The 23,527-nt window shown below is 66.9% G+C and carries 21 protein-coding genes and 1 riboswitch; of the genes, 9 read left to right on the top strand and 12 right to left on the bottom strand.

The features are described from left to right. Nucleotides 1-12: 12 nt before the first annotated feature. On the bottom strand, nt 13-1,125 hold the full coding sequence (gene alr / locus F9Z44_RS01105) for an alanine racemase (protein WP_159602855.1): 1,113 nt from the start codon (nt 1,123-1,125) through the stop codon (nt 13-15). A gap of 196 nt (nt 1,126-1,321) precedes the next feature. On the opposite strand from alr, the gene lplT reads away from it, so the two are divergent. Further along, the gene (gene lplT / locus F9Z44_RS01100; RefSeq protein ID WP_159602853.1) at nt 1,322-2,605 is read left to right on the top strand and encodes a lysophospholipid transporter LplT; all 1,284 of its coding nucleotides are present in this window, start codon (nt 1,322-1,324) and stop codon (nt 2,603-2,605) included. Here lplT and F9Z44_RS01095 read toward each other — a convergent pair. Continuing rightward, on the bottom strand, nt 2,602-3,801 hold the full coding sequence (locus F9Z44_RS01095; protein ID WP_159602851.1) for a hypothetical protein: 1,200 nt from the start codon (nt 3,799-3,801) through the stop codon (nt 2,602-2,604). The genes lplT and F9Z44_RS01095 overlap by 4 nt on opposite strands. 182 nt (nt 3,802-3,983) lie before the next feature. Here F9Z44_RS01095 and F9Z44_RS01090 point away from each other — a divergent pair, with 182 nt between their 5' ends. Both F9Z44_RS01090 and F9Z44_RS01085 read left to right on the top strand, forming a co-directional pair. Continuing rightward, nucleotides 3,984-4,466, top strand: a complete 483-nt coding sequence (locus tag F9Z44_RS01090; RefSeq protein WP_159602849.1) for a glutathione peroxidase — start codon at nt 3,984-3,986, stop codon at nt 4,464-4,466. Between the two features lie 65 nt (nt 4,467-4,531). Next, nucleotides 4,532-5,629, top strand: a complete 1,098-nt coding sequence (locus F9Z44_RS01085; RefSeq protein WP_159602847.1) for an IS630 family transposase — start codon at nt 4,532-4,534, stop codon at nt 5,627-5,629. Here the strand turns inward: F9Z44_RS01085 and F9Z44_RS01080 are convergent. From F9Z44_RS01080 to glnK, 7 genes are all read right to left on the bottom strand, one after another. Beyond that, nucleotides 5,626-6,366, bottom strand: coding sequence for an LrgB family protein (locus F9Z44_RS01080; protein WP_159602845.1), 741 nt, complete (start codon nt 6,364-6,366; stop codon nt 5,626-5,628). The genes F9Z44_RS01085 and F9Z44_RS01080 overlap by 4 nt on opposite strands. Further along, complete coding sequence (locus tag F9Z44_RS01075; RefSeq protein WP_159602843.1) at nt 6,363-6,707, bottom strand: CidA/LrgA family protein; 345 nt, start codon at nt 6,705-6,707, stop codon at nt 6,363-6,365. Before F9Z44_RS01075 ends, F9Z44_RS01080 begins: the two co-directional genes overlap by 4 nt. After that, nucleotides 6,704-7,945: a glycolate oxidase subunit GlcF gene (gene glcF, locus F9Z44_RS01070; protein WP_159602841.1), complete on the bottom strand. Its 1,242-nt coding sequence runs from the start codon at nt 7,943-7,945 to the stop codon at nt 6,704-6,706. Before glcF ends, F9Z44_RS01075 begins: the two co-directional genes overlap by 4 nt. Before the next feature lie 5 nt (nt 7,946-7,950). Beyond that, nucleotides 7,951-9,075 carry a glycolate oxidase subunit GlcE gene (gene glcE / locus F9Z44_RS01065; RefSeq protein WP_159602839.1) on the bottom strand — a complete coding sequence of 375 codons (1,125 nt, stop codon included), beginning with the start codon at nt 9,073-9,075 and terminating at the stop codon, nt 7,951-7,953. Between the two features lie 72 nt (nt 9,076-9,147). Further along, complete coding sequence (locus F9Z44_RS01060; RefSeq protein ID WP_159602837.1) at nt 9,148-9,375, bottom strand: hypothetical protein; 228 nt, start codon at nt 9,373-9,375, stop codon at nt 9,148-9,150. Nucleotides 9,376-9,551: 176 nt separating this feature from the next. After that, nucleotides 9,552-11,099, bottom strand: coding sequence for an ammonium transporter (locus tag F9Z44_RS01055; RefSeq protein WP_159602835.1), 1,548 nt, complete (start codon nt 11,097-11,099; stop codon nt 9,552-9,554). Nucleotides 11,100-11,130: 31 nt separating this feature from the next. After that, nucleotides 11,131-11,469: a P-II family nitrogen regulator gene (gene glnK / locus F9Z44_RS01050; protein ID WP_056264790.1), complete on the bottom strand. Its 339-nt coding sequence runs from the start codon at nt 11,467-11,469 to the stop codon at nt 11,131-11,133. A 364-nt stretch (nt 11,470-11,833) separates the two neighbouring features. Between glnK and F9Z44_RS01045 the strand changes: the two genes are divergently transcribed. Together F9Z44_RS01045 and F9Z44_RS01040 are read left to right on the top strand one after the other, a co-directional pair. Then, nucleotides 11,834-13,387: a YifB family Mg chelatase-like AAA ATPase gene (locus tag F9Z44_RS01045; RefSeq protein WP_159602833.1), complete on the top strand. Its 1,554-nt coding sequence runs from the start codon at nt 11,834-11,836 to the stop codon at nt 13,385-13,387. A 67-nt stretch (nt 13,388-13,454) separates the two neighbouring features. Next, the gene (locus F9Z44_RS01040) at nt 13,455-14,894 is read left to right on the top strand and encodes an NAD-dependent succinate-semialdehyde dehydrogenase (protein WP_159602831.1); all 1,440 of its coding nucleotides are present in this window, start codon (nt 13,455-13,457) and stop codon (nt 14,892-14,894) included. A 16-nt stretch (nt 14,895-14,910) separates the two neighbouring features. On the opposite strand, the gene F9Z44_RS01035 is transcribed toward F9Z44_RS01040, so the two are convergent. After that, a complete protein-coding gene (locus tag F9Z44_RS01035) occupies nt 14,911-15,309 on the bottom strand; it encodes a DoxX family protein (protein WP_159602829.1) in 399 nt (132 codons plus the stop codon). Between the two features lie 119 nt (nt 15,310-15,428). Between F9Z44_RS01035 and F9Z44_RS01030 the strand changes: the two genes are divergently transcribed. Further along, complete coding sequence (locus tag F9Z44_RS01030) at nt 15,429-15,797, top strand: helix-turn-helix domain-containing protein (protein WP_159602827.1); 369 nt, start codon at nt 15,429-15,431, stop codon at nt 15,795-15,797. Further along, nucleotides 15,794-17,035, top strand: coding sequence for a type II toxin-antitoxin system HipA family toxin (locus F9Z44_RS01025; protein ID WP_159602825.1), 1,242 nt, complete (start codon nt 15,794-15,796; stop codon nt 17,033-17,035). The genes F9Z44_RS01030 and F9Z44_RS01025 overlap by 4 nt, the downstream gene beginning before the upstream one ends. Nucleotide 17,036: 1 nt before the next feature. Here the strand turns inward: F9Z44_RS01025 and metH are convergent, their stop codons facing one another. Next, the gene (gene metH / locus F9Z44_RS01020; RefSeq protein ID WP_236574320.1) at nt 17,037-19,733 is read right to left on the bottom strand and encodes a methionine synthase; all 2,697 of its coding nucleotides are present in this window, start codon (nt 19,731-19,733) and stop codon (nt 17,037-17,039) included. An 83-nt stretch (nt 19,734-19,816) separates the two neighbouring features. Further along, nucleotides 19,817-19,915: riboswitch (S-adenosyl-L-homocysteine riboswitch) on the bottom strand. Nucleotides 19,916-20,085: 170 nt separating this feature from the next. Between metH and F9Z44_RS01015 the strand changes: the two genes are divergently transcribed. Both F9Z44_RS01015 and F9Z44_RS01010 read left to right on the top strand, forming a co-directional pair. After that, on the top strand, nt 20,086-21,672 hold the full coding sequence (locus F9Z44_RS01015; protein WP_159602821.1) for a sigma 54-interacting transcriptional regulator: 1,587 nt from the start codon (nt 20,086-20,088) through the stop codon (nt 21,670-21,672). Nucleotides 21,673-21,761: 89 nt separating this feature from the next. Next, complete coding sequence (locus F9Z44_RS01010) at nt 21,762-21,980, top strand: hypothetical protein (protein WP_159602819.1); 219 nt, start codon at nt 21,762-21,764, stop codon at nt 21,978-21,980. Between the two features lie 38 nt (nt 21,981-22,018). On the opposite strand, the gene F9Z44_RS01005 is transcribed toward F9Z44_RS01010, so the two are convergent. Further along, nucleotides 22,019-23,527 (bottom strand): hypothetical protein, encoded by a 1,509-nt coding sequence (locus F9Z44_RS01005; RefSeq protein ID WP_159602817.1) that lies wholly within the window; start codon nt 23,525-23,527, stop codon nt 22,019-22,021.

Below are 23,527 nucleotides of genomic sequence, written 5' to 3'. Positions count from 1 at the left end.
GCGGACAGGCCCTCAGGTAGAGAACGGCACGCGCGCGGCCACAGCGCACATCAGCTCGTAGCCGATGGTGCCCGCCGCCGACGCGACCTCGTCGATCGGCAACACGCCGCCCGCTGCCGCGCGCCCCCACAACACCACCTCCGAACCCATGCCCGCGGCGGGCACGGGCCCGAGGTCGACCGTGACCATATCCATGCTCACCCGGCCCACCACCCGCGTGCGCACGCCATCGACCAGCACCGGTGTGCCGTTGGGCGCATGGCGCGGGTAACCGTCGGCGTAACCGCAGGCCACCACGCCGATGCGCATCGGGCCGTCGGCGGTGAAGGCCGAGCCGTAGCCCACGGTGTCACCGGCCTGCAGGGACTGCACGCCAATGATGCGGCTCGACAAGGTCATGGCGGGTTGCAGGTTCCAGTCGGCGGCCGAGCGCGCGGGGAAGTCGGGCGCGCTGCCGTACAGCGCAATGCCTTCGCGCACCCAGTCGGCGGCGAGTGTGGTCACGCCTTCGCCACGCAGCGCATCGCCCGGATTGCGCAAGAGCGCCGCGCTGTTGCACAGCGTGCGCTCGCCCGGCAGGTCGGCGGTGGCGGCCTCGAAAGCGGCCACCTGGTGGGCAATGCCACGCGCTCCGTCGGCGTCACTGAAGTGGGTCATGAGCGAAATCTCGTCGACCTGGGGCAACGCGTTGAGCCGCGCCCAGGCGCTGCGAAAAGCGCTGGGCGTGAAGCCCAGGCGGTTCATGCCGCTGTTGAGCTTCAGGAACACGCGATGCGGCACCAGGGTCTTGTGCGCGGCGAGCCAGTCGATCTGCTCGGTGCAATGCACCGTGTGCCACAGGTGCAGGCGCGAGCAGAGCTCCAGGTCGCGCGGCTCGAACACGCCTTCGAGCAGCAGGATCGGGCCGCGCCAGTCGAGCGCGCGGATGCGCTCGGCCTCGGCCAGATCGAGCAGCGCAAAGCCGTCGGCAGAACGCAAGGCTTCAAAGCAACGCTCGATGCCGTGGCCGTAGGCGTTGGCCTTGACCACCGCCCAGACACGCGCGTCGGGGGCGCATTCGCGGGCGCGTTGCAGGTTGTGGCGAAGGGCTTCGGGGTGAACGGTGGCGAGGATGGGGCGGGGCATGGGGCGGGCGGGCGTGAGGTCCGTCATCGAAGGGCGTTGCACGCGAGTCCAACACCGGTGAATTCGGTGTCGTTCAGGGGTGGCGTGCTATAACCCCGCATCCCCTGGAGACACCTGTCAACTGTCGCATAAAAATGCCGCTGCGACCCGCTCAGCCTCTCTCTGCTGAAGCCACCCGGCGCTCAAAATCATCGCCATGAAGCGCGGCTTCTACACCATCATGACGGCGCAGTTCTTCAGTTCGCTGGCGGACAACGCGCTGTTCGTGGCCGCCATCGAACTGCTGCGCACGCGCGGTGCGCCCGAGTGGCAAAGCGCCGCCCTCGTCCCCCTGTTTGCCCTGTTCTATGTGGTGCTCGCGCCCTTCGTGGGGGCCTTCGCCGACGCGCGACCCAAAGGCCAGGTCATGTTCATCAGCAACGCCATCAAGGTGGCGGGCTGCCTGCTCATGCTCACCGGCGTGCACCCGCTGATGGCCTACACGCTCGTGGGCCTGGGTGCGGCGGCCTACTCGCCCGCCAAGTACGGCATCCTCACCGAGCTGTTGCCACCGTCGCAACTGGTCAAGGCCAACGGGTGGATCGAAGGCCTCACCATCGCATCCATCATCCTGGGTGTGTTGCTCGGGGGTCAGCTGGTGAGCCCCTGGGTGTCGGCTCACTTGCTGGCGATCGACATCCCGGGCTTTCACACCGGCATCCACCACCCCGCACAAGCAGCCGTGGCCGCGCTGATGTTCGTCTACATGCTGGCCGCCTGGTTCAACACGCGCATCCCGCTCACCGGCGTGACCCCGCGCCCCATGCCCACCAATCCCTGGGCACTGCTGCCCGATTTCTGGCGCTGCAACAGCCGCCTGTGGCGCGACCGCCTGGGCCAGATCTCGCTGGCCACCACCACGCTGTTCTGGGGGGTGTCGGGCAACCTGCGCTACATCGTGCTGGCCTGGGCCGGCGCGGCACTGGGCTACGGCACCACGCAGGCTTCATCGCTGGTGGGCGTGGTGGCGCTGGGCACCGCGGTGGGCGCGGTGGTGGCCTCCATGAGAATGCGGCTGGACCAGGCCACGCGGGTGATGCCGCTGGGCATCGCCATGGGCGTGCTCGTGATCCTCATGAACTTCATCGACAACGTGTGGGTGGCCGCGCCTTTCCTGGTGCTGCTGGGCGGCCTGGGCGGCTTCCTGGTGGTGCCGATGAACGCACTGCTGCAACACCGCGGTCACAACCTCATGGGCGCGGGCCGTTCGATCGCGGTGCAGAACTTCAACGAGCAGGCCTGCATCCTCACGCTGGGCGCGTTCTACAGTTTCTCCACCGGCATGGGTTGGTCGGCCTTTGCGGCCATCACCGCGTTCGGTTTGCTGGTGGCCGGCTTCATGGCCCTGATTGCGCTCTGGCACCGCCACAACCAGCGCACGCACCCACATGAGCTGGAACGGCTATTGGAAATCGCGCGCCGCGACGACCTGCACGGCTAGAACCCCACGTTGGTGGGGGCAAAACCGTCGAGGCTGACCAGCCGATGCTGTGCCAGCACCTTGTACAGATCGCTCTCGCTCACCGAGCGCGACAGGTAGGCGTCGCTGCCGGCGAGGCCCGCCTTCATGCGGTCCATGCTGCCGGCGGTGGGCGCGAACATGATCACCACCGGCGCACCTTTCGGACCTTTGGCCTGCTTGGCAGACCGGCAGATCTGGTTGGCGTCGGGCTCGCCCTTGAGGCGGTCGATCACCACCAGCCGATACGGGTTGGCCTTGAGCATCACCAGCGCCTGCGCCGCTTCGCGCGACCAGTCGATGGTCAGGCCGTAGCGCTTGAAGCGTTTGAGCAGGATGCGGCCTTCCACCAGACTCTCGGCCACCAGCAGCATGTCGCCACGCGGCACATCGGGCACGGCCGCCTTGTCGGCACCGATCCTGGAGCGGGGCGCGCGCGTGGAGCGCGGCGCGGGCGGGGACGGCAGATCGTCCAGGCCACCAAAGTCGGTCAGGCGCATGGTGCCCTGGCGGTTGGCGCCAGCGGCACGCTGCGCGGCCACCGGCGCGGGCGCTGCCGAGGCGGCGAGGGATCGCTGTTCGTCCCGCTCCATGGGGCGGGTGGGCGGAAATTCGGTGTCGGCCGAGCGGCGTCGGCGCGCGCTCACGGCCGGCGCCATGGGGCGTGGCGGTGCCTCGAATGGCTGCGTGGCGGCGAAGCTGCGGTCAGCGCCGGCTCGCGAGGCCACCGGCGGTGCGGGGTCGGGTGCGACGTGACGGCCGCTGGCCAGTCGCATGCTGGCGTCCAGCCCTTGCAGCTGGGAGTTCTGGTAAGGCTGGGTGGCCATGAAGCCGCTGGCCGGTGGGCGCTTGTCTGCCGGGGCCGAAGGACGCACACCAACGATGACGTCCAGCGCATTGAGCACCGACACCAGCTTGACCGGCTTGAACTGGATCGGCCAGCCCGTGCCACCGTCGGACTGGCCCACCAGCAGGATCTTGCCGGGCAACTCGGCGTAGCGCACGAGGTGCAAGGCCTGGGAATTGTCGGCGTTGACGATCAGGATCTGCGCATCCATCACCTCGTCTTGCACCGTGTAGCTGGGTGGGCGGCGGGCGGCCATGCGGAAGAAGGACTCGAAGGTGGCGGATTCGGCTTGCGTGAAGCCCACCAGCGCCACCGAATATGCTGCCACCATCGATTTGTCCCGCCCGCTGAGTTTTTGGTTGAGTCCGGAATACCCTTGACGAGTATGCCTTTTTTGTAACGGAATACGCTGTAAGCGATACAAGTGTCCTTTGAAATGCGACGCCTGTGGCGCGGCACTGGTCACGATTCCAGCGCTGACTTTTCCCCGAGCAACTTCCCTTGGAGCCCTCCATGTCCAGCATCCACGACTTTGAAGCCCTCTCCATCGACGGCAAGCCCGTGTCACTTGCACAGTTCAAGGGCCAGCCCATGCTGATCGTCAACACCGCCAGCGCCTGCGGCTTCACGCCGCAGTTTGGCGGGCTGGAAAAGCTGCACAAGACCTACGGCGAGCGTGGCCTGGTGGTGCTGGGTTTTCCATGCAACCAGTTCGGCAGCCAGGACCCGGGCAGCAACGACGAGATCGCCAGCTTCTGCCAGCTCAACTTCGGCGTGACCTTCCCCATGATGGAGAAGATCGACGTCAACGGTGCCCAGGCCCACCCGCTGTACCAGTGGCTCACGGCCGAGGCACCCGGGCTGCTGGGCAGCAAGGCCATCAAGTGGAACTTCACCAAGTTTCTGGTGGGCAAGGACGGGCGGGTCATCAAGCGCTACGCGCCACAGGACGCGCCGGAGAAGCTGGCGGCCGACATTGAAGCCGCTCTGGGCTAGTGTCCTGTCCCGTTAATTCGTAGGCACAGAAACTGCATGGGATGAAGCATCCTTGGAGATGCCCTATGCCCAACGCATACACCCGTACCAATGTGGTCACGCTGACCGAGATGGAGCGTGCCGAATTGACCTCGATGGCGAGATCGCGCTCGCTGCCTGCTGCCCTTGCCTTGAGAGCGCGGATTGTGCTGGCCTGTGAAGGATCGGACATTGCGAGCACGCAGGTTGCCAAAGCGCTAGGGCTGGATCGAAACACGGTGAACAAGTGGCGCGGTCGGTATGTGCGAGATCGCATCGCTGGTCTGTACGATGAGTTGCGCCCGGGACGGCCGCGCACGGTCGATGATGAGCGAGTCGCGCAGCTGATCACCAAGACATTGCACACCAAGCCTGCAGATGGCTCGACGCACTGGAGCACTCGGGGCTTGGCGGGCGAGACAGGCATCAGCAAGAGCACGGTGGCGCGCTACCTGCAGGCGTTCCAACTCAAGCCGCACCGTGTGGAGAGCTTCAAGTTGTCGACCGATCCCCTGTTCATCGAGAAGCTTCGCGATGTGGTCGGGCTGTACCTGAATCCTCCTGAGAACGCGCTGGTGCTATGCGTCGATGAGAAAAGTCAGTGCCAAGCGTTGGAGCGCACTCAGCCCATGCTGCCGATGGGGTTGGGCTATGTGGAAGGCGTGACCCACGACTATGTGCGCCATGGAACGACCACGCTGTTTGCCGCGCTCAACGTGATGAATGGGCAGGTGCTGGCGCAATGCCGCCCGAGGCACCGGCACCAGGAGTTTCTGGACTTCCTGCGCACGATCGACAAGGCGGTGCCGCAGGCACTGGACGTGCACTGCATCGCCGACAACTACGCCAGCCACAAGCACCCGAAGGTGCGCGCCTGGCTCGCACAGCGGCCACGCTGGCATATGCACTTCGTGCCGACCTACTCGAGCTGGCTCAATCAGGTCGAACGCTTCTTCGCCATCATCACCGACAAGGCGATCCGTCGCGGCTCGTTCAAAAGCGTCAAGGAGCTGACGAACAAGATCAACTCATTCGTCAGTCAATACAACGAGAACTGCAAGCCCTTCACCTGGATGGCAACAGCCGACTCGATCCTCGAAAAGCTCGCCCGGCTATGCGGACGAATTAACGGGACAGGACACTAGACCCATTTCAGCAGCAGGCCCGCCACCAGCGGCAGCGCCACTGCGCTGAACAAGGCCGACAGGCCCATCGCCAGGCCTGCGAAGGCGCCCATCTCTTCGCTCACCTGAAACGCACGCGCGGTGCCGATGCCGTGCGCGGCCGTGCCCAGCGCGAAGCCGCGCACCACGGGGTCTTTGATGCGCAGGGTATCGAACAGGAAGCGTGCGCTGGCCGCACCGATGATGCCGGTGGCCGCCACCAGCACGGCGGTGAGCGAGGGGATGCCGCCGATCTTCTCGGCGATGCCCATGGCCACCGGGCTGGTGACCGACTTGGGCGCCAGCGATGCCAGCGTGGCCTTGGACGCGCCCAGCGCCCAGCCCACGCCGATGGCCGTGACGGTGGCCGCCAGCGTGCCGACCACGAGCGCGCCCACGATGGGCAGCCACAGGCGTTTCAAACGAGCGAGCTGCTCAAACAGCGGAATGGACAGCGCCACGGTGGCAGGCCCGAGCAGGAAATGCACGAACTGCGCACCCTCGAAATAGGTGGCGTAGGGCGTGCCCGTGGCCCACAGCAGCGTGGCCAGCACCGCGATGGCGATGGCCACCGGGTTGGCCAGCGGGTTGAAACCGCTGCGCTGGTACAGCAGAAAAGCGCCGTGGTAGACCAGCAGCGTCAGCGTCAGGCCCAGCAGTGGCGTGGCCGAGAGGTAAACCCAGATGTCGGCCAGCGCGCCGGGCAGGGCGGGGCTCATGTGCGGGTGCGTTTCATCAACCAGGCCATGGTGAGCGCCGCACTCGCCAGTCCCACCAGCGTGCTCACCACCAGCGCCACCCCGATCGCCAGCGCCTCGTTGCCCAGGCGCTGCAAGTGCAGCATCACCCCCACACCGGCCGGCACGAACAACAACGAGAGGTGCTGCAACAGCGTCTGCGCGGTGGGCTTGATGGCGCCCAGCACCGAGGGCCGCAAGACCAGCGTCAACAGCAGCAGGGCCAGGCCGACTACCGGGCCGGGCATCGGCGCACCCGAGGCGAGCACCAGCGCTTCGCCCAACAACTGAAACACCAGCAGCGTGGCCAGCGCAGGGATCATGGCGCCGACAGCGCCTCGTCCAGCACTTCCACCCAATGCCGCACCGGTGTCGTGGTGCCACTCTGCAGGTGCGTGATGCAGCCGATGTTGGCGCTGGCGATCACGCTGGGCTGGAGTTCGCCGAGGTGACCGAGCTTGCGGTCGCGCAACTCGTAGGCGATCTCCGGGTTGAGCACCGAGTAGGTGCCGGCCGAGCCGCAGCACAGGTGGGCCTCGTTCTTAGCCACCTGCACCGTGAAACCGAGCGCGGCCAGGTGCTGCTCCACACCGCCCTTGAGTTTCTGCCCGTGCTGCAGGGTGCAGGGCGGGTGGAAAGCGATCACGCGCGAGGCGTCGGGCTGGTGTTTGAGCAAAGGCCGCAGCGCGGGCACCAGCGCGGGCAGCAGTTCGCTGAGGTCTTGCGTGAGTTCGCTGATGCGCGCGGCCTTGGCCGCATAGGCCGGGTCGTCGCGCAAGATGTGGCCGTATTCCTTCACCGTCACACCGCAGCCCGAGGCGTTCATCACGATGGCTTCGACCGCGTTCGGGCCGTCGACCAGCGGCCACCAGGCGTCGATGTTGGCGCGCATCTGCGCCATGCCACCGCTCTGGTCGTTGAGGTGGAACTTCACGGCGCCGCAGCAGCCGGCCGCCGGCGCCAGCACGCCCTGAATGCCGGCGGCGTCCAGCACGCGCGCGGTGGCGCTGTGGATGCCGGGCATCATGGCCGGCTGCACGCAACCCGCCAGCAGCAGCACGCGGCGCGCGTGGGTGCGGGTGGGCAACGGGCCGGCGGCGCGGGGCGCAGGCACCTTGTTCTGCAGCGAGGCCGGCAGCAGCGGGCGCACCAGCTGGCCCAGCTTCATGGCCGGGCCGAACAGCGGTGAGGGCAGACCTTCCTTGAGCAGCCAGCGCACGGTTTTCTCCGTTGCCGGGCGCGGCACTTTTTCATCCACCAGCTTGCGGCCGATGTCGATCAGGTGGCCGTAGTCCACACCACTGGGGCAGGTGGTTTCGCAGTTGCGGCAGGTGAGGCAGCGGTCCAGGTGCAGCTGCGTCTTGCGCGTGGGTTCGGCACCTTCGAGCACCTGCTTCATCAGGTAGATGCGCCCGCGCGGGCCGTCGAGCTCGTCGCCGAGCAACTGGTAGGTGGGGCAGGTGGCGGTGCAGAACCCGCAATGCACGCACTTGCGCAGGATGGCCTCGGCCGCGCGGCCGTCGGCGCGGGCCTGGTATTCGGGGGAGAGCTGGGTTTGCATGTGATTCAGGCCATGCGACCTGGGTTGAAGATGCCGGCGGGATCGAAGGATTCGAGCAAGCGGGCCTGGATGCTTTGCAGTGCGGCGCTCTGGCTCTGGAAGCGGGGCACGCCCGGCGCGCCATCGGCACCAGCGCGGAACAGCGTGGCGTGGCCATTCACTGCGCTGGCCGCCGCACGCAACTCAGCGGCCGCCGAGGCCGGCGCCCACAACCAGCGTTGAGCGCCCTGCCACTCAATGAGCTGCGCATAAGGCAATGCCAGCACCGACGCCGTCTGCGGCACCGAGAGGCGCCACAGGCACGCATCGGGCGAGGGCGCGTCGAAGAAGGGCAGGCGCTGGTCGCGGCAAGCGTCCCAGTCGGGCCCGGCCTGTGCGTTGTCCATGCGGGTGCCGCTGGCCTCGCGCGCCATGCGTTCGCACGCCGCCTCCACCGCCGCCACCGCGCCACGCAGGCGCACGAACAGCAGCTCGGGCGCATCGGCCTGGGTGTCGTCCTTCACCCAGCACGAGGCGTTGATCGGCAGCGGCTGGCCGCCCCAGCGGTGCAGTTGTTCCAGGGCCTCGTGCTGGCCGAGCGAAAAGACCAGCGTGGCTTCGGCCAGCGCCACCGGCAACACCTTGAGGCTCACCTCGCTGATCACGCCCAGGGTGCCCATCGATCCGGCCATGACGCGGCTGACGTCGTAACCCGCCACGTTTTTCATGACCTGCCCACCGAAGGTGAGCAGCTCCCCGCGGCCGTTGATGAAGCGCGCGCCCAGCACGTAGTCGCGCACCGAGCCGGCGCTGGCCCGCGCCGGGCCGGCCAGGCCGGACGCCACCATGCCGCCCACGGTGCCGCCCCGGCCAAAGCGTGGCGGCTCGAACGGAAAACACTGGCCTTGCTCGGCGAGCAGCGCCTCCACCTCGGCCAGCGGCGTGCCGGCCCGCACGGTGATCACGAGCTCGGTGGGCTCGTAGCTGACGACGCCCGACCAGTCGGCGGTGGAGAGTTCGGCGCCTTGCGTCGGCGTTCCGTAAAACGATTTCGTGTCGCCGCCGACGATGCGCAAGGGCTGGCGGGCCGCGGCGGCTTCGGTGATCTGCTCGATCAGGTGGCTGGGGTGGTCGGTGGTGCTGGCTTGCATCCAATCGATGGTAGTCGCCGATCCTTCGCCAGACTTTGATTTTTTTGCACGGCAGGTTGCAAACGCGCTGGCTTACCGTGTGTGGCCGAGGCACATACCGGCGTTCGCCCGGCCCTTGCATTCGTGCTTGAGACGCCGCTCCCGCGCTGCGGGGCTTTCTTCCGAAGGGGCCTTGTGAAACGTCACCGAAGTGGCTTTGCGCTGGGGGTCGGACTTGCCGCCCTGCTCGGCCGCTTGAGCGGTGAGGGTGATCGCGGCACACAAGGCCGTCAGGATGCGGGACAAAGAAGCTCGGGTCATGGGTTCCTCCGGGTTGTTGCGCTGAAAACGCAGTAACTATAAAGAACTCAATGGGCGCAAAAAACCCGCGTGCCGGGCGGCAACGCGGGTTCAACTTCCACAGGAGATGCTCAGCAATCGCGCGGTGGGGGCCTTCGTTGAAGAACGGACCGCACCGCGCGTGAGACCTGCAGGGCTTAACGGTTGTAGGCCGTCTCGCCGTGGGACGAGATGTCCAGACCTTCGCGTTCCTGCTCTTCGGTCACGCGCAGGCCCACGGTCAGGTCAACCACCTTGAAGGCGATGAAGGAGACCACACCCGACCACACGATGGTGATCAGCACGGCCTTGGCTTGCGTCCAGACCTGGCCGGCAATGCTGTAGGCCTCGGGGGCCACCATGGCAACCGTCGTCCAGTCGGCCACCAGGCTCGGGCCACCCAGGTTGGGCGAGTTGAACACGCCGGTGAGCAGAGCGCCCACGATACCGCCCACGCCGTGCACGCCGAACACGTCGAGCGAGTCGTCCGCACCCAGCAGTTTCTTCAGGCCGTTGACACCCCAGAGGCAGGCGAAACCAGCGATCACGCCGATGACCAGTGCGCCACCCACGCCGACGTTGCCGGCTGCGGGGGTGATGGCGACCAGACCTGCAACGGCACCGGAAGCGGCACCCAGCATGGAGGCCTTGCCTTTGCCCAGCGATTCACCGATGCACCAGGCCAGCACGGCGGCTGCGGTGGCGGCCAGCGTGTTGATGAAGGCCAGCGCAGCGAAGCCGTTGGCTTCCAGAGCGGAGCCGGCGTTGAAGCCGAACCAGCCCACCCACAGCATGGCGGCACCGACCATGGTCAGCGTCAGGCTGTGAGGCGCCATCGATTCCTTGCCGTAGCCAATGCGCTTGCCCACCATGTAGGCGCCCACCAGACCGGCCACGGCCGCGTTGATGTGCACCACGGTGCCGCCAGCGAAGTCCAGCGCGCCCATCTGCCAGATGTAGCCGGCCTTGCTGTTCATGGAATCCACCACGTCGGCGGCGGTGTAGGCGTCAGGGCCCATCCAGTACCAGACCATGTGGGCGACCGGGGTGTAGCTGAAGGTGAACCACAGCGCGCTGAACAGCAGCACGGCGGAGAACTTCATGCGCTCGGCAAAGGCGCCCACGATCAGCGCGCAGGTGATGCCGGCGAACGTGGCCTGGAAAGCCGCGAACACGATCTCGGGGATCACGACACCCTTGCTGAAGGTGGCGGCGGGCGTGAAGGTGCCGGCGACGTTGTCCCAGGTTCCTGCGAGGAACAGGCGGTCAAAGCTGCCGATGAAGGCGTTGCCCTCGGTGAACGCCAGGCTGTAGCCGTACACGACCCACAGCACGACGATCAGCGAGAAGACCACCATGACCTGCATCAGGACCGACAGCATGTTCTTGCTGCGGACCAGGCCGCCGTAGAACAGGGCCAGGCCGGGAATCGTCATGAAGACCACCAGCAGGGTGGACACCATCATCCAGGCGGTGTCGCCCTTGTTGGGCACAGGAGCGGGGGCGGCTTCTGCGGCGGCAGGCGCTTCGGCCGGTGCAGCAGCAGCGGGGGCCGCGGCGGGAGCCGGTGCCTCTGCAGCAGGTGCAGCGGCTGCGGGCGCTGCCACGGCGGCGGGCGGCGCTTCGGTCGTGGTCTGCGCGGTGGCGTTGAGGCCGGCAAATGCCAGGCCCACACCCAGCAGCAGGGTTGCAATCAGTTTTTTCATGTCTGTGATCTTTCTTGTTCAGTGGCGATGATCAAAGCGCTTCTTTGCCGGTCTCGCCGGTGCGGATGCGAACCACCTGTTCGAGCGAGGTGACGAAAATCTTGCCGTCGCCGATCTTGCCGGTGCGGGCCGCACCTTCGATGGCTTCGATCACGCGATCGACCAGGTCGTCGGACACGGCTGCTTCGATCTTGACCTTGGGCAGAAAGTCGACCACGTACTCTGCGCCGCGGTACAGCTCGGTGTGGCCCTTCTGACGGCCGAAGCCCTTGACTTCGGTCACGGTGATGCCTTGCACGCCCATGCCGGAGAGTGCTTCACGCACTTCGTCCAGTTTGAACGGCTTGATGATGGCTGAAACCATTTTCATGCTGCTATTCCTCTTCTTGAACAGGAGGGTGATGAGACCGGATGGCCGACACCTGGGGGTGAAACGAGTTCGGTATGCCCGGGAGCAAACCAATCACGGTGAGCTGACTGCCGCATGGAAAACCACGCTTCGAATCAATCGCTTACAGGACCTAGCAGGGAATATGCCAACTTCGTGACCCCTACCCCGTGGGGTTCGTTGCTGCCGCGACCATTACAGTGGCCCGCGCGAGGCTTGAGCAGGCGCGCAAAGCCAACCCGCCGGCCTGCACCCTCTGGGTGCGCACCAAAAAAGTGCCCGCACGAAAAGCAGCCCGCCCCGGGCAATGGCGGCCGTGATGCACCGAAACAGGGAGTGAATCGAGATGAGTCTGTCTTTGGTGCGCAGCCGCGCCTTGCTCGGCCTGGACGCGCGGCCCGTGCAGGTCGAGGTTCATCTGGCCAACGGCTTGCCCAGCTTCACGCTGGTGGGTCTGGCCGACACCGAGGTGAAGGAAGCCCGCGAACGCGTGCGTTCGGCCATCGCCAACGCCGGTCTGGAATTTCCGTCCAACAAACGCATCACGGTCAACCTGGCGCCGGCCGACCTGCCCAAAGACTCCGGCCGGTTTGATCTGCCGATTGCCCTGGGCATCCTGGCGGCCAGTGGCCAGATCAGCGCGGCGCGCCTGGCCGACTGGGAATTCGCCGGTGAACTGTCGCTCGGGGGCGAACTGCGCCCGGTGCGCGGCGCGCTGGCCATGAGCCTGGCGCTGCACCGCGACGCCGGCGTTGACGCCACCAACGCCCGCCTTGTGCTGCCGCCGGGCAGCGCCGAAGAGGCCGCGCTGGTGCCACAAGCCCGGGTCTACCGGGCGAGGCATCTGCTGGATGTGATTGCCCGCTTCCTGCCCGAGAGCGCCGCCGCGTCCGAGCCGCCTGACGACGGCGGCTGGGCCCGATTGAGCGCCCAGGCCATTGCCCACACCGGGCACCCCACCGATCTGGCCGACGTAAAAGGCCAGGCCGCCGCCCGGCGCGCGCTGGAGATCGCCGCGGCCGGCGGGCACAGCCTGCTCATGCTGGGGCCGCCGGGCTCGGGCAAGTCCATGCTGGCCCACCGCTTCGCGGGTTTGCTGCCGCCCATGAGCACACTGGAAGCGCTGGAGTCTGCCGCCGTCGCCTCCCTGGCCAGGCGTTTCGAGCTGGAGCGCTGGGGCCAGCGCCCGACCTGCGCGCCGCACCACAGCGCCAGCGCGGTGGCCCTGGTGGGTGGCGGCTCGCCGCCCCGTCCGGGCGAGATTTCGCTGGCCCACCACGGCGTGCTGTTTCTGGACGAACTGCCCGAGTTCCCCCGCGCCGCGCTGGAGGCGCTGCGCGAGCCGCTGGAGAGCGGCCACATCCGCATCTCGCGCGCGGCCATGCAGACCGAGTTTCCGGCGCGCTTTCAGCTGGTGGCGGCCATGAACCCCTGCCCCTGCGGTTTTCTGGGCCACCCGACCCAGGCTTGCCGCTGCACGCCAGACCAGGTATCGCGCTACCAGGGCAAGCTCAGCGGCCCGCTGCTGGACCGCATCGACCTGCATGTGGAAGTGCCGGCCCTGCCGCCCGAGCACCTGCTGACCCACCGGATGGGCGAAGCCAGCGCCGCCGTGCGCGAGCGCGTGGTGGCCGCGCGCGACCGTTCGCAGGCCCGGCAAGGCATGGCCAACCAGTCGTTGGCCGGCCGGATGCTGGACCAGCACGCCCTGGCCGAACCCGCAGCGCTGCAGTTCCTGCACACGGCCGCCGCGCGCCTGTGCTGGAGCGCGCGCGGCACGCACCGCGCACTGCGCGTGGCGCGCACCATCGCCGATCTGGCGGGCGCCCAGGGCGTGAACGTCTCCCACGTGGCCGAAGCGGTGCAGTACCGGCGGGTGTTGAAGAAGACCGGCGCTTGAACGCGGTCGTCCTGTCATGGGGCAACTGGTAAGGTTTGCGGTTTCCCTTTCCATGCAGGAGACCGACATGACCTACCCCAACACCCAACTCTTCATCCACGGCCAATGGCGCGAGGCCGCCGCCGGCGAGACGCTGGCCGTGTTCAACCCGGCCACCGGCAAAGAGATCGGCCGCGTGGCGCATGCCCGCCAAGCCGACCTGGACCTGGCCCTGGACGCCGCACAAAAGGGCTTTGAAGTCTGGCGCGACAAGCCACCCATCGAGCGCGCCAAGGTCATGCGCGCTGCGGCTGCCTTGATGCGCGAACGCGCGGGCGCCATTGCCGCGCTGCTCACGCAGGAACAAGGCAAGCCGCTGGCCGAGGCCAAAGGCGAGGCCATGGCCGCAGCCGACATCATCGAATGGTTCGCCGACGAAGGCCTGCGCGTGTACGGCCGCATCGTGCCTTCGCGCGGCAACCTCGCCATGCGCCAGATGGTGCTGAAAGACCCGGTCGGCCCGGTGGCCGCGTTCACGCCGTGGAACTTCCCCATCAACCAGGTCGTGCGCAAACTGGCCGCTGCCCTGGCCACCGGCTGCTCCATGATCGTGAAGGCGCCCGAAGAAACCCCGGCCGCCCCCGCCGAGCTGGTGCGCGCGTTTGCCGACGCGGGCTTGCCACCCGGCGTGTTGGGTCTGGTCTACGGCACGCCGTCGGAGATCTCCAGCTATCTGATCGCGCACCCCGTCATCCGCAAGATCACCTTCACCGGCTCCACGCCGGTGGGCAAACAGCTCGCGGCCATGGCTGGCCAGCACATGAAGCGCGTGACCATGGAGCTGGGAGGGCACGCGCCGGTGATCGTGGCCGAAGACGCCGACGTCGCGCTGGCCGTGAAGACCGCGGGCGGTGCCAAGTTCCGCAACGCGGGACAGGTCTGCATCTCGCCCACGCGCTTCCTCGTGCACGAGAGCATTGCCAAAGAGTTCTCGGCCGCGCTGGTGAAGCACGCCGCCGGCCTGGCGGTGGGCGACGGCACGGCCGAGGGCACGCAGATGGGACCGCTGGCCAACCCGCGCCGTGTGACGGCCATGGCCGAGTTCACCAAGGACGCCGTGGAACGCGGCGCCACGCTGGCCACCGGCGGCGAACGCATCGGCGAGGCCGGCAACTTCTGGCAGCCCACCATCCTCACCGACGTGCCGCTGGACGCGCGCGTGTTCAACGACGAGCCCTTCGGCCCCATGGCCGCGGTGCGAACCTTCAAGACGCTGGACGAGGCCATCGCCGAGGCCAACCGCCTGCCGTTCGGCCTGGCCGGTTATGCCTTCACGAGCTCGCTGAAAAACGCGGACCTGCTGGCGCGCCGTGTGGAGGTGGGCATGCTGTGGGTGAACATGCCCGCCATGCCCTCGGCCGAAATGCCGTTCGGCGGCCTCAAGGACTCGGGCTACGGCTCGGAGGGCGGCCCGGAGGCAATGGAGGCTTACTTGAACGCGCGGTCGATTTCGATCATGAACGTCTGACAGCGCGCCGCCCGGCTCACCGGTTGGGGCCGAGGCGGTTCGTCAGCGCCACCACCAGCGCGCTCATGAAGAAAAACGCCTGCAACTCCAGGCGCCAGCCGCCGCTGGAAGCCAGGTCGAGAAAGTGGCCCATGTGCGCCAGGGCCACGGCAAACGCCATGTTGATCGCCATCACCAGCGCAGCCGGCACCACCCACACACCGGCGAGCAGGAACAGCGGTGCGATCAATTCACCGAGGTACACGCCGTAGGCGACGTAGCCAGGCAAGCCCCTGGCCACCAGCATGCCTTCGATGCCCCCCACACCGCCCATCACCTTGGCCCAGCCGTGAAAGATCATGAGGATGGCCAGGGTCCAGCGCAGCAGGAGGACGCCAGCGCGGGGGTGATCGAGGAGTGCGTTGAGGGTTTTCATGGAATGTTCAGATGGTTGAGAAGTCGCCTCGCGGCTGGGCGCTTTGTACATGAGCAGGTTCACACCAACCTAAAAGCAACATAAACTTGCATGTAATTAACGTTTTGACAAGTTTTAAGATGCCCAAGGCTTCACCTTCACTGCAAACGCTGCCTCCGGAAGCAGCCGCGGCGCTCGTTCGCCTCGGTGAACATCTCGCGTTGGCACGCGTGCGCCGACAGGAGTCGCAGCGAGCATGGGCGCAGCGCCTGGGGGTCTCGATCCCCACGCTGGCCCGGCTGGAGCGCGGTGACGCGGGCGTGAGCGCCGGCATTCTGGCCACCGCGCTCTGGATGGTCGGGCGCACGCAGGCGTTGGGCGATCTGGCCGCACCCGAGCAAGATGCCGGCGCACTGGAGCTCGACATCCGCGCCGCACGCCGCACCCGCGCCGTGCGCTCGCAGGCCTCCATCAGCGCGCGCCTGTCGCGCAAGCCGGGGTCGACATGAGCACGGCTTCTCCCTACATCGTGGCCGACACGCTTCACCTCTGGTACCTCGGCCGGCCTGCGCAGCCGGTGCGAGTGGGTTCGCTGCACCTGGTGATGGGTGGGCGCGGCGTGTCGCTGCGTTACGCGCCCGACTGGTTGCGCCAGGGATTTGCGCTCAGCGAAGACCTGCCCCTGATCGACCGCGAACACCTTCCCACCGAGAAGGACTGCGCCGCCGGTGCGGTGGACGACGCACGGCCCGACCGCTGGGGCGAGCGCGTGATCCGCCTGCTGTACCGCCCGCCGCGCCTGTCGCTGCTGGAACTGCTGTATTTCACCGGCGACGACCGCTTCGGCGCGCTCGGTGTTTCGACCTCGTCCGATCACTACCTGCCGCACGAATCACCGGCCTTGCCCCAGCTGGGCGATGCGCAGGCGCTGCACGCCCTGGTGCGCCGCGTACAACAAGGTGCATCAGTGGACGAGGTTGAGCGCCGACTGATCGCGCCGGGGGCCACCATGGGCGGCGCACGGCCCAAGGCCCTGGTGGACATCGACGGCCAGAGCTGGGTGCTGAAGTTCGGTGACGAGGCCAGCTCCTTTGAGGGCCTTCTGGAACACGCCAGCCTGACACTCGCAGCGTTGGCGGGCATCCGCGTGGCCACCACGCGCCCGGTGCCGCTGGCCAGTGGCATCGCCCTGGCCATCGAACGCTTTGACCGCGCGCAGGGCCAGCGACTTCACGCCCTCTCGGCCCACGTGGCATTGCGCGCAGCGGGCAGCGAACCCGGCTACCCCGCGCTGGCCCAGTTGCTGCGTCGGCGCGGTGTGGTGGCCGACGGCTTGTGGCGGCACGACATGCACGAGCTGTTTCGCCGGCTCGTGTTCAATATCCTGATCGACAACACCGACGACCACGAGAAGAACCACGTTCTGCTGGTGCAGGACACCCAGCAGTTGCGCCTGTCACCGGCCTTCGACGTGCTGCCCGCAGGTCAGGCGCTGGGCTACCAGTCGATGCACGTCGGGAAAGACGGCTCCGTCAGCCGCGTGGACAACGCTCTGTCGATGGCCGCCATGTACGGACTGGGTGATCGCGAGGCGCTTGATGAGGCCCGGCGCGTGGCGCGGGTGGTGGACGGCTGGCAGGCCCATTTCAACTCACTGGGCGTGAGCGCCGCCACCACCGCGCTGCTGGCCGATCAGATCGACCGGCCGTTCCTGCGCGAACAACGGCGCTCGCTTCTGAGCGCCTGATTCAAAGGTTCGGCGCCAGCCAGCGCTGCAGTTCTTTTTCGGCCACCGCGCTGCGCTGCGCGAGGTCGGCCAGCTGGTCGTCGCCGATCTTGCCCACGTTGAAATAAGTGCTCTGGGGGTGAGCCAGGTAGAAGCCACTCACGCTGGCGGCCGGTGTCATGGCCAGGCTTTCGGTCAGCGCCATGCCGATGTCTTCGCATTGCAGCAGCTCGAACATGGGGCGCTTGACCGTGTGGTCCGGACAGGCGGGGTAGCCCGGTGCCGGACGGATGCCCTGGTACTTCTCCTTGATCAACTCGTCGTTGCTCAGCGCCTCGTCGGCCGCGTAGCCCCAGAGGTCGGTGCGCACCCGGTGGTGCATGCACTCGGCCAGGCCCTCGGCCATGCGATCGGCCAGGGCCTTGAGCATGATGGCGGAGTAGTCGTCGTGGTCGTCGATGAACTGCTTTTCCTTCTTCTCCACGCCCAGGCCGGCGGTAACGGCGAACACGCCCACGTAGTCGTCGGCCACACCCTTGGGCGCCACGAAGTCGGCGAGACAGCGGCTGGGCCGCATCACGCCGTCCACCTCGAAGCGCTCCGCCTGCTGGCGCAGGCCGTGCCAGGTGAGCGCCACCTCGCGGCGGCTCTCGTCGGTGTAGAGCTCGATGTCGTCGTCATTCACGCTGTTGGCCGGGTACAGGCCCACCACCGCGCTGGCGCTGAGCCAGCGGCCTTCAATCAGACGCTGCAGCATGCGCTTGCCGTCGCTGAACACGCGCCGTGCTTCTTCGCCCACCACCTCGTCTTTCAGGATGTCGGGGAAGGGGCCGGCGAGGTCCCAGGTCTGGAAGAAGGGCGCCCAGTCGATGTACTTCACGATCTCGTTCAGATCGAAGTTCTTGAACACACGCTTGCCGATGAAGCGTGGCTTCTTCGGCTCGAAGTTGCGCCAGTCGATGGGGGTCTTGTTGGCGCGCGCCTTGGCCAGCGGCCACAGCGGCACCTGCTTCTTGTTGGCGTGCTGGGTGCGCACCTTGTCGTAGTCGGCGTTGAGCTCGGCGATGTACTGCGCCGCCTGGTCCGACAACAAGCCCTGCGCCACGCCCACGCTGCGCGAAGCATCAGGCACATAGACCACGGGGCCGCTGTAGTGCGGCGCGATCTTCACGGCGGTGTGCACCCGGCTGCAGGTGGCGCCGCCGATCAGCAGCGGGATCTGCTTCTCGCGGAAGTGCGCGTCCTTCTCCATCTCGCCGGCCACGTACTGCATCTCTTCCAGGCTGGGCGTGATCAGGCCCGACAGGCCCACGATGTCGGCACCCTCGGCCTTGGCCATGGCCAGGATCTCGTGGCAGGGCACCATCACGCCCATGTTCACCACCTCGTAGTTGTTGCACTGGAGCACCACGGTGACGATGTTCTTGCCGATGTCGTGCACGTCGCCCTTCACCGTGGCGATCACGATCTTGCCCTTGGGCTTCACGTCCGCGCCCGAGGCCTGCAGGGCCAGCTTCTCGGCCTCGATGTAGGGCAGCAGGTGCGCCACCGCCTGCTTCATCACGCGCGCGCTTTTCACCACCTGCGGCAAAAACATCTTGCCCTGGCCAAACAGGTCGCCCACCACGTTCATGCCGTCCATGAGCGGGCCTTCGATCACGTTGAGCGGGCGGCCGCCACCGGCCTCGATCTCGCGCCACATCTCTTCGGTGTCCTCGCTGATGAAGTCGTTCATGCCACGGACCAGCGCATGGCTCAGGCGCTCGCGGATCGGCAGCGCGCGCCACTCGTTTTTCTTGCTGTCGTCCTTGGCCGCACCCTTGGCGTTTTCCGCCACCTCCACCAGGCGTTCGCCAGCGTCGGCCCGGCGGTTCAGCACCACGTCTTCCACGCGCTCGCGCAGCTCGGGTTCGAGCTCGTCGTACACACCCACCATGCCGGCGTTGACGATGCCCATGTCCATGCCGGCCTGGATGGCGTGGTACAGGAACACGGTGTGGATGGCCTCGCGCACCGGGTCGTTGCCGCGGAAGCTGAACGACACGTTGGACACACCACCGCTCACCTTGGCACCCGGCAGGTGCTGCTTGATCCAGCGCGTGGCGTTGATGAAGTCGACCGCGTAGTTGTTGTGTTCCTCGATGCCTGTGGCAATGGCAAAGATGTTGGGGTCGAAGATGATGTCTTCCGGCGGAAAGCCCACCTCGTCCACCAGGATGCGGTAGGCCCGTTCGCAGATCTCGACCTTGCGCGCGTAGGTGTCGGCCTGGCCCTTTTCGTCGAACGCCATCACCACGGCGGCGGCGCCGTAGCGCTTGACCAGCCGCGCCTGGCGCTTGAACTCGTCCACGCCCTCTTTCATGCTGATGGAGTTCACCACGCCCTTGCCCTGCACGCAGCGCAGGCCGGCCTCGATGACGTCCCACTTGGAGCTGTCCACCATCACCGGCACGCGCGCGATGTCGGGCTCGCCGGCAATCAGGTTGAGGAACTTCACCATGGCGGCCTTGCTGTCCAGCATGGCCTCGTCCATGTTCACGTCGATGATCTGCGCGCCGTTTTCCACCTGCTGCCGCGCCACGGCCAGCGCCTGCTCGTACTCGCCGTTCAGGATCATGCGGGCGAAAGCCTTGGAGCCGGTGACGTTGGTGCGCTCGCCGACGTTCACAAACAGGCTGTCCGAACCAATGCGCAGCGGCTCCAGGCCGGAGAGCAGCATGGGCGGCACGGAAACGGAAGAGGAGGACAGGGAAGTGGAGACGGAGGACATGAGACTCACCAAGGCAGTGTGGGGACAACAGACTGTGGTGAGCGTCGTTTTGGGCCTGTTCGTGCCCACCCAAGCCTGACGCACGGTGGGGACCGTGAAAGTCCGCCGGCGCTGCAACGCTCCTTGAGAGGCCACGATTTTAACGCGCCAGGCCTCGCGGCAGGCCAACACCCGTTCGGGCTGAGCCTGTCGAAGCCCTGCATGCCAGCTCCGCGTGAGCCCTTCGACAGGCTCAGGGCGAACGGGTCTCTGGTGCGGCGCTCAACAGGCGATCTGGTGCGATGCTTGCTTGACCCTCCCCATGCCCCACCGCACCGACCCCGACCACACCGGCACCGACTGGCACGCCCAGGAGCTGCTGCTGATGCGCGAGGTGATGAAGCTGGTGGGCCGCAGCCTGGCGCCGGCCTTTGTGTTGCGCGAGATGCTGCACCTGATGAGCGAGCTGCTCGGCCTGAACCGCGGGCGCATGGTGCTGGCCGACCAAGGCCACCCCGGGCAGGCCCGCACGGCCTCCATCCGCCACGCCTACGGCCTCACGGCTGGCCAGGTGGCCAGCGGCGTGTACCGCTGGGGCGAGGGCATCACCGGGCGGGTGCTGCAAACGGGCCTGCCCGCCATCGTGCAAGACGTGGACGCCGAACCGCTGTTTCTGTTCCGCTGCGTACCGCGCAGCCAGCTGCCGCCGCAGACCGTGGCCTTCATCGCGCTGCCCATCGAGGTGAACGGCGCCACCATCGGCGTGCTGGCCTGCCACCGCATCCGCAGCCGCCAGCGCCATTTGAACGACGACCTGGCGGTGCTGCGCATCCTGGCCACGCTGGCCGGCCAGCTGCTGCAGCTGGAACAGTTGGTGGCCGAAGAAACCCGCCAGCTCGAAGAGCGCAACGCCGCCCTGGCCCGCGCGCTGGACACCAGCACCGCGCGCTATGGGCTCATTGGCCGCTCGCCCGCGCTGCTGCAGGCGCTGGGCGAGCTGGAGCGCGTATCGCAGTCGCAAGCCACGGTGTTGTTGCTGGGCGAGTCGGGCACCGGCAAGGAGCTGTTTGCCCGCGCCGTGCACCTGGCCAGCGGCCGGCACGACCAGCCCTTCATCAAGGTGAACTGCTCGGCGATTCCCGAGACGTTGTTCGAATCCGAACTGTTCGGCTACGAGCGCGGCGCCTTCACCGGCGCCAACACCGCGCGCCCGGGTTGGTTTGAGCAGGCTAACGGCGGCACCATTTTTCTGGACGAGATCGGCGAGCTGCCGCTGGCCATGCAAAGCAAGCTGCTGCGCACCCTGCAAGAAGGCACGCTGGTGCGCCTGGGCGGCACGCGCGAGCTGAAGGTGAATGTGCGCCTGGTGGCCGCAACCAACCGCGATCTCGCGCGCGAGGTGCAGGCCGGGCATTTCCGGCAAGACCTGTATTACCGGCTCAATGTGATCCCGATCCGCCTGCCCAGCCTGCGCGAGCGGCGCGAAGACATCCGCGCGCTCGCGCTGCATTTTGTGAACCGCGCCAACCAGGCGCACGAGCGCAACGTGCACCTGGCGCCCGAGGCCATGGCGCGGCTGGAGGCGCACAGCTGGCCCGGCAACATCCGCGAACTCGGCAACCTCATCGAGCGCCTGGTGCTGCTGACCGACCACACCCGCGTGACCGCCGTGGCGCTGGAGCGCTTCATGCCCGAGTCCTTGACGCCGCTGCCCGCCACGGAACCGCCGCCGGGCCTGCCCCTGCCCGCCGGCAACGTGCGCGAATACCAGAGCGCCCGTTCACACAGCACGCAGACCTTGAAAGACGCCCTGCTGCGCCACCATGGCAACCAGACCCAGGCCGCCCAAAGCCTGGGGCTCACGCTGCGGCAGTTCAGCTACCGGCTGCGCAAGGCGGGGCTGCGGTGAAGCGTGGGGTTGAGGGGTTGGACTGAGAGCCGGCGCAACGGATGTGTGACAGCATCGGCGCCATTGACCAAGACTTGCGAGACGCCGCCATGAAAACAATCGACGAGATGCTGAACCTGGCATTGCTGACCCCCGACGAGCACCAGCAAATCAGCAACTGGATTGCACAGGCCGATTCGCCCGACGAGATCTTGAAGATGCCGCCGCTGCTGTGGCGGGCGGTCGAACGCGCGAGCGCGGTCATGGGCATCGACGAAGACCTGCTGCGCCCGCCTGCGCTGGATGCTGATGGCGTCGTCAGCCAATAGGCGCTTATCCGGCGGGTGCCCGGCCCGTCCGGACCCGGCTAGTACTGGATGCTGGCCGAGATGGTGACCGAATATTCCTCGGGTGTGTACTTCTTGGGGTCCGCTGGTTCCAGCGGCATGAAGTTGGGCATCACGGACGCCACAGTTCGGCTGACCTCCCTCAATTTGTCGTGGAAGTCTTTCTGGGCGACCAGCAGGGTGGGCGAGGTGAAGGCGTAGGCGGTGTCCACCAGGTTGGGCCAGAGGGTCACGCTCTTGAAGAACATCTCCTGCGCCATTTCGGCCCGGTACAGGTCATCGGGGTGGCACACGTCCCCCACGAGTTTCACATCGGCACCGTCTGTTTTTTTCGTGGGTGGCGGAACCCGCAAACGCAAAAACTTCCAGGCCGCCAGCCGGGTGCCGGCGGGTCCGGGTTGCGGGCTCGTGATGTCGTTGTAAAAACTGTAGTGGTCGGCGGCGTGGGCCACCGTCACGTCCCACAGGTAGACGGCCATGGCCCTGGCCAGGGTATCGCCCTCGAAGATGGCTTTCCCGTCGGGAAAGCCGTGGAGCTGGGCGCTGAGGTAGTTCGCCCAGCGCTCGACATAAGGGTCGTTCGGGCTGGCCTTGAGGATCTCCCGGGCCACCACCGTGCAGAAGGTCAGAAACGGCTGGAAGTACAAGCTCAGGCAATGCCCGTAGTCGACGCTGTCGTCCATCCACGGCTTCATGTAGTTGTATTTCGGGTACCACCCCGCATGCCCATCGTAGCCGGCATAGCCCGCACCGAACAGGCGCTTGATCACCAGGCCCGTGGCGGTGAGCGGGTCGAACCAGGTGCCGGGTGGATCGCTGCTGAGGATGCCGTCGTCGGTCTCGAGCACCGCGTTGTCCACGGCCAGCGCGTAGGTGCTGTGAGGAAACAGCAGCTGGAACAGCGGGTGGTTGCGCGGCACCGCCGTCTTGGTGACGGCGTTGACCGAGTCCATGGGGAAATGCAAGGCTGGATGCCCCACGAACAGGCCGATGTAGGAGGCCGCTTGCAGGGCGTAAGCCTTGGCCAGGTTCCAGGCCGGATCGGCAGGGGTTACGGTCAAGACCATCTGGGCCGGGACGGTGACCTCGATATGGGAACAGGAAAACTGGTCGCCGTTGCGCTTGAAGATGGCATTGACCTGTCGGGCATAGGTGCCCGGCAGCGTGTCGTCCTCGATGAGGCGCATGGGGGCGAAATCCGCCACCCAGGTGTTGCCCTCCGTGTTTCTCAAGGACCGCACAAACACCGAGTTGGTCATCATGCGGACGAACTCGGCATCCGAAGGTATGGGCAGCTGACTGCCCGCCACCGCGTTGGCCGCCGCCCCACCGGGGTAGAACGTCAGGGTCTTGAAGTAGCGCGAACCGATCGCCTGGTTCCAGAGCAAGGTTTCTTCCGGCGGGACGTTCAGGATCTCGGGGGCCTGCTCCATCGGGTACGTCGGACTGGGCTGGGGCCAAGGACCCTTGCGGTGGTACAGAAAGTGGTCGGCTGCCAGTTCAGGCTGGTTCCAGAGCGTGTTTTTCAA

It is taken from the genome of Hydrogenophaga sp. PBL-H3 (assembly GCF_010104355.1).
Classification (GTDB): domain Bacteria; phylum Pseudomonadota; class Gammaproteobacteria; order Burkholderiales; family Burkholderiaceae_C; genus Hydrogenophaga.
Note: the sequence above shows the minus strand (reverse complement) of the source record. Positions and strands in the feature narration are given on the sequence as shown.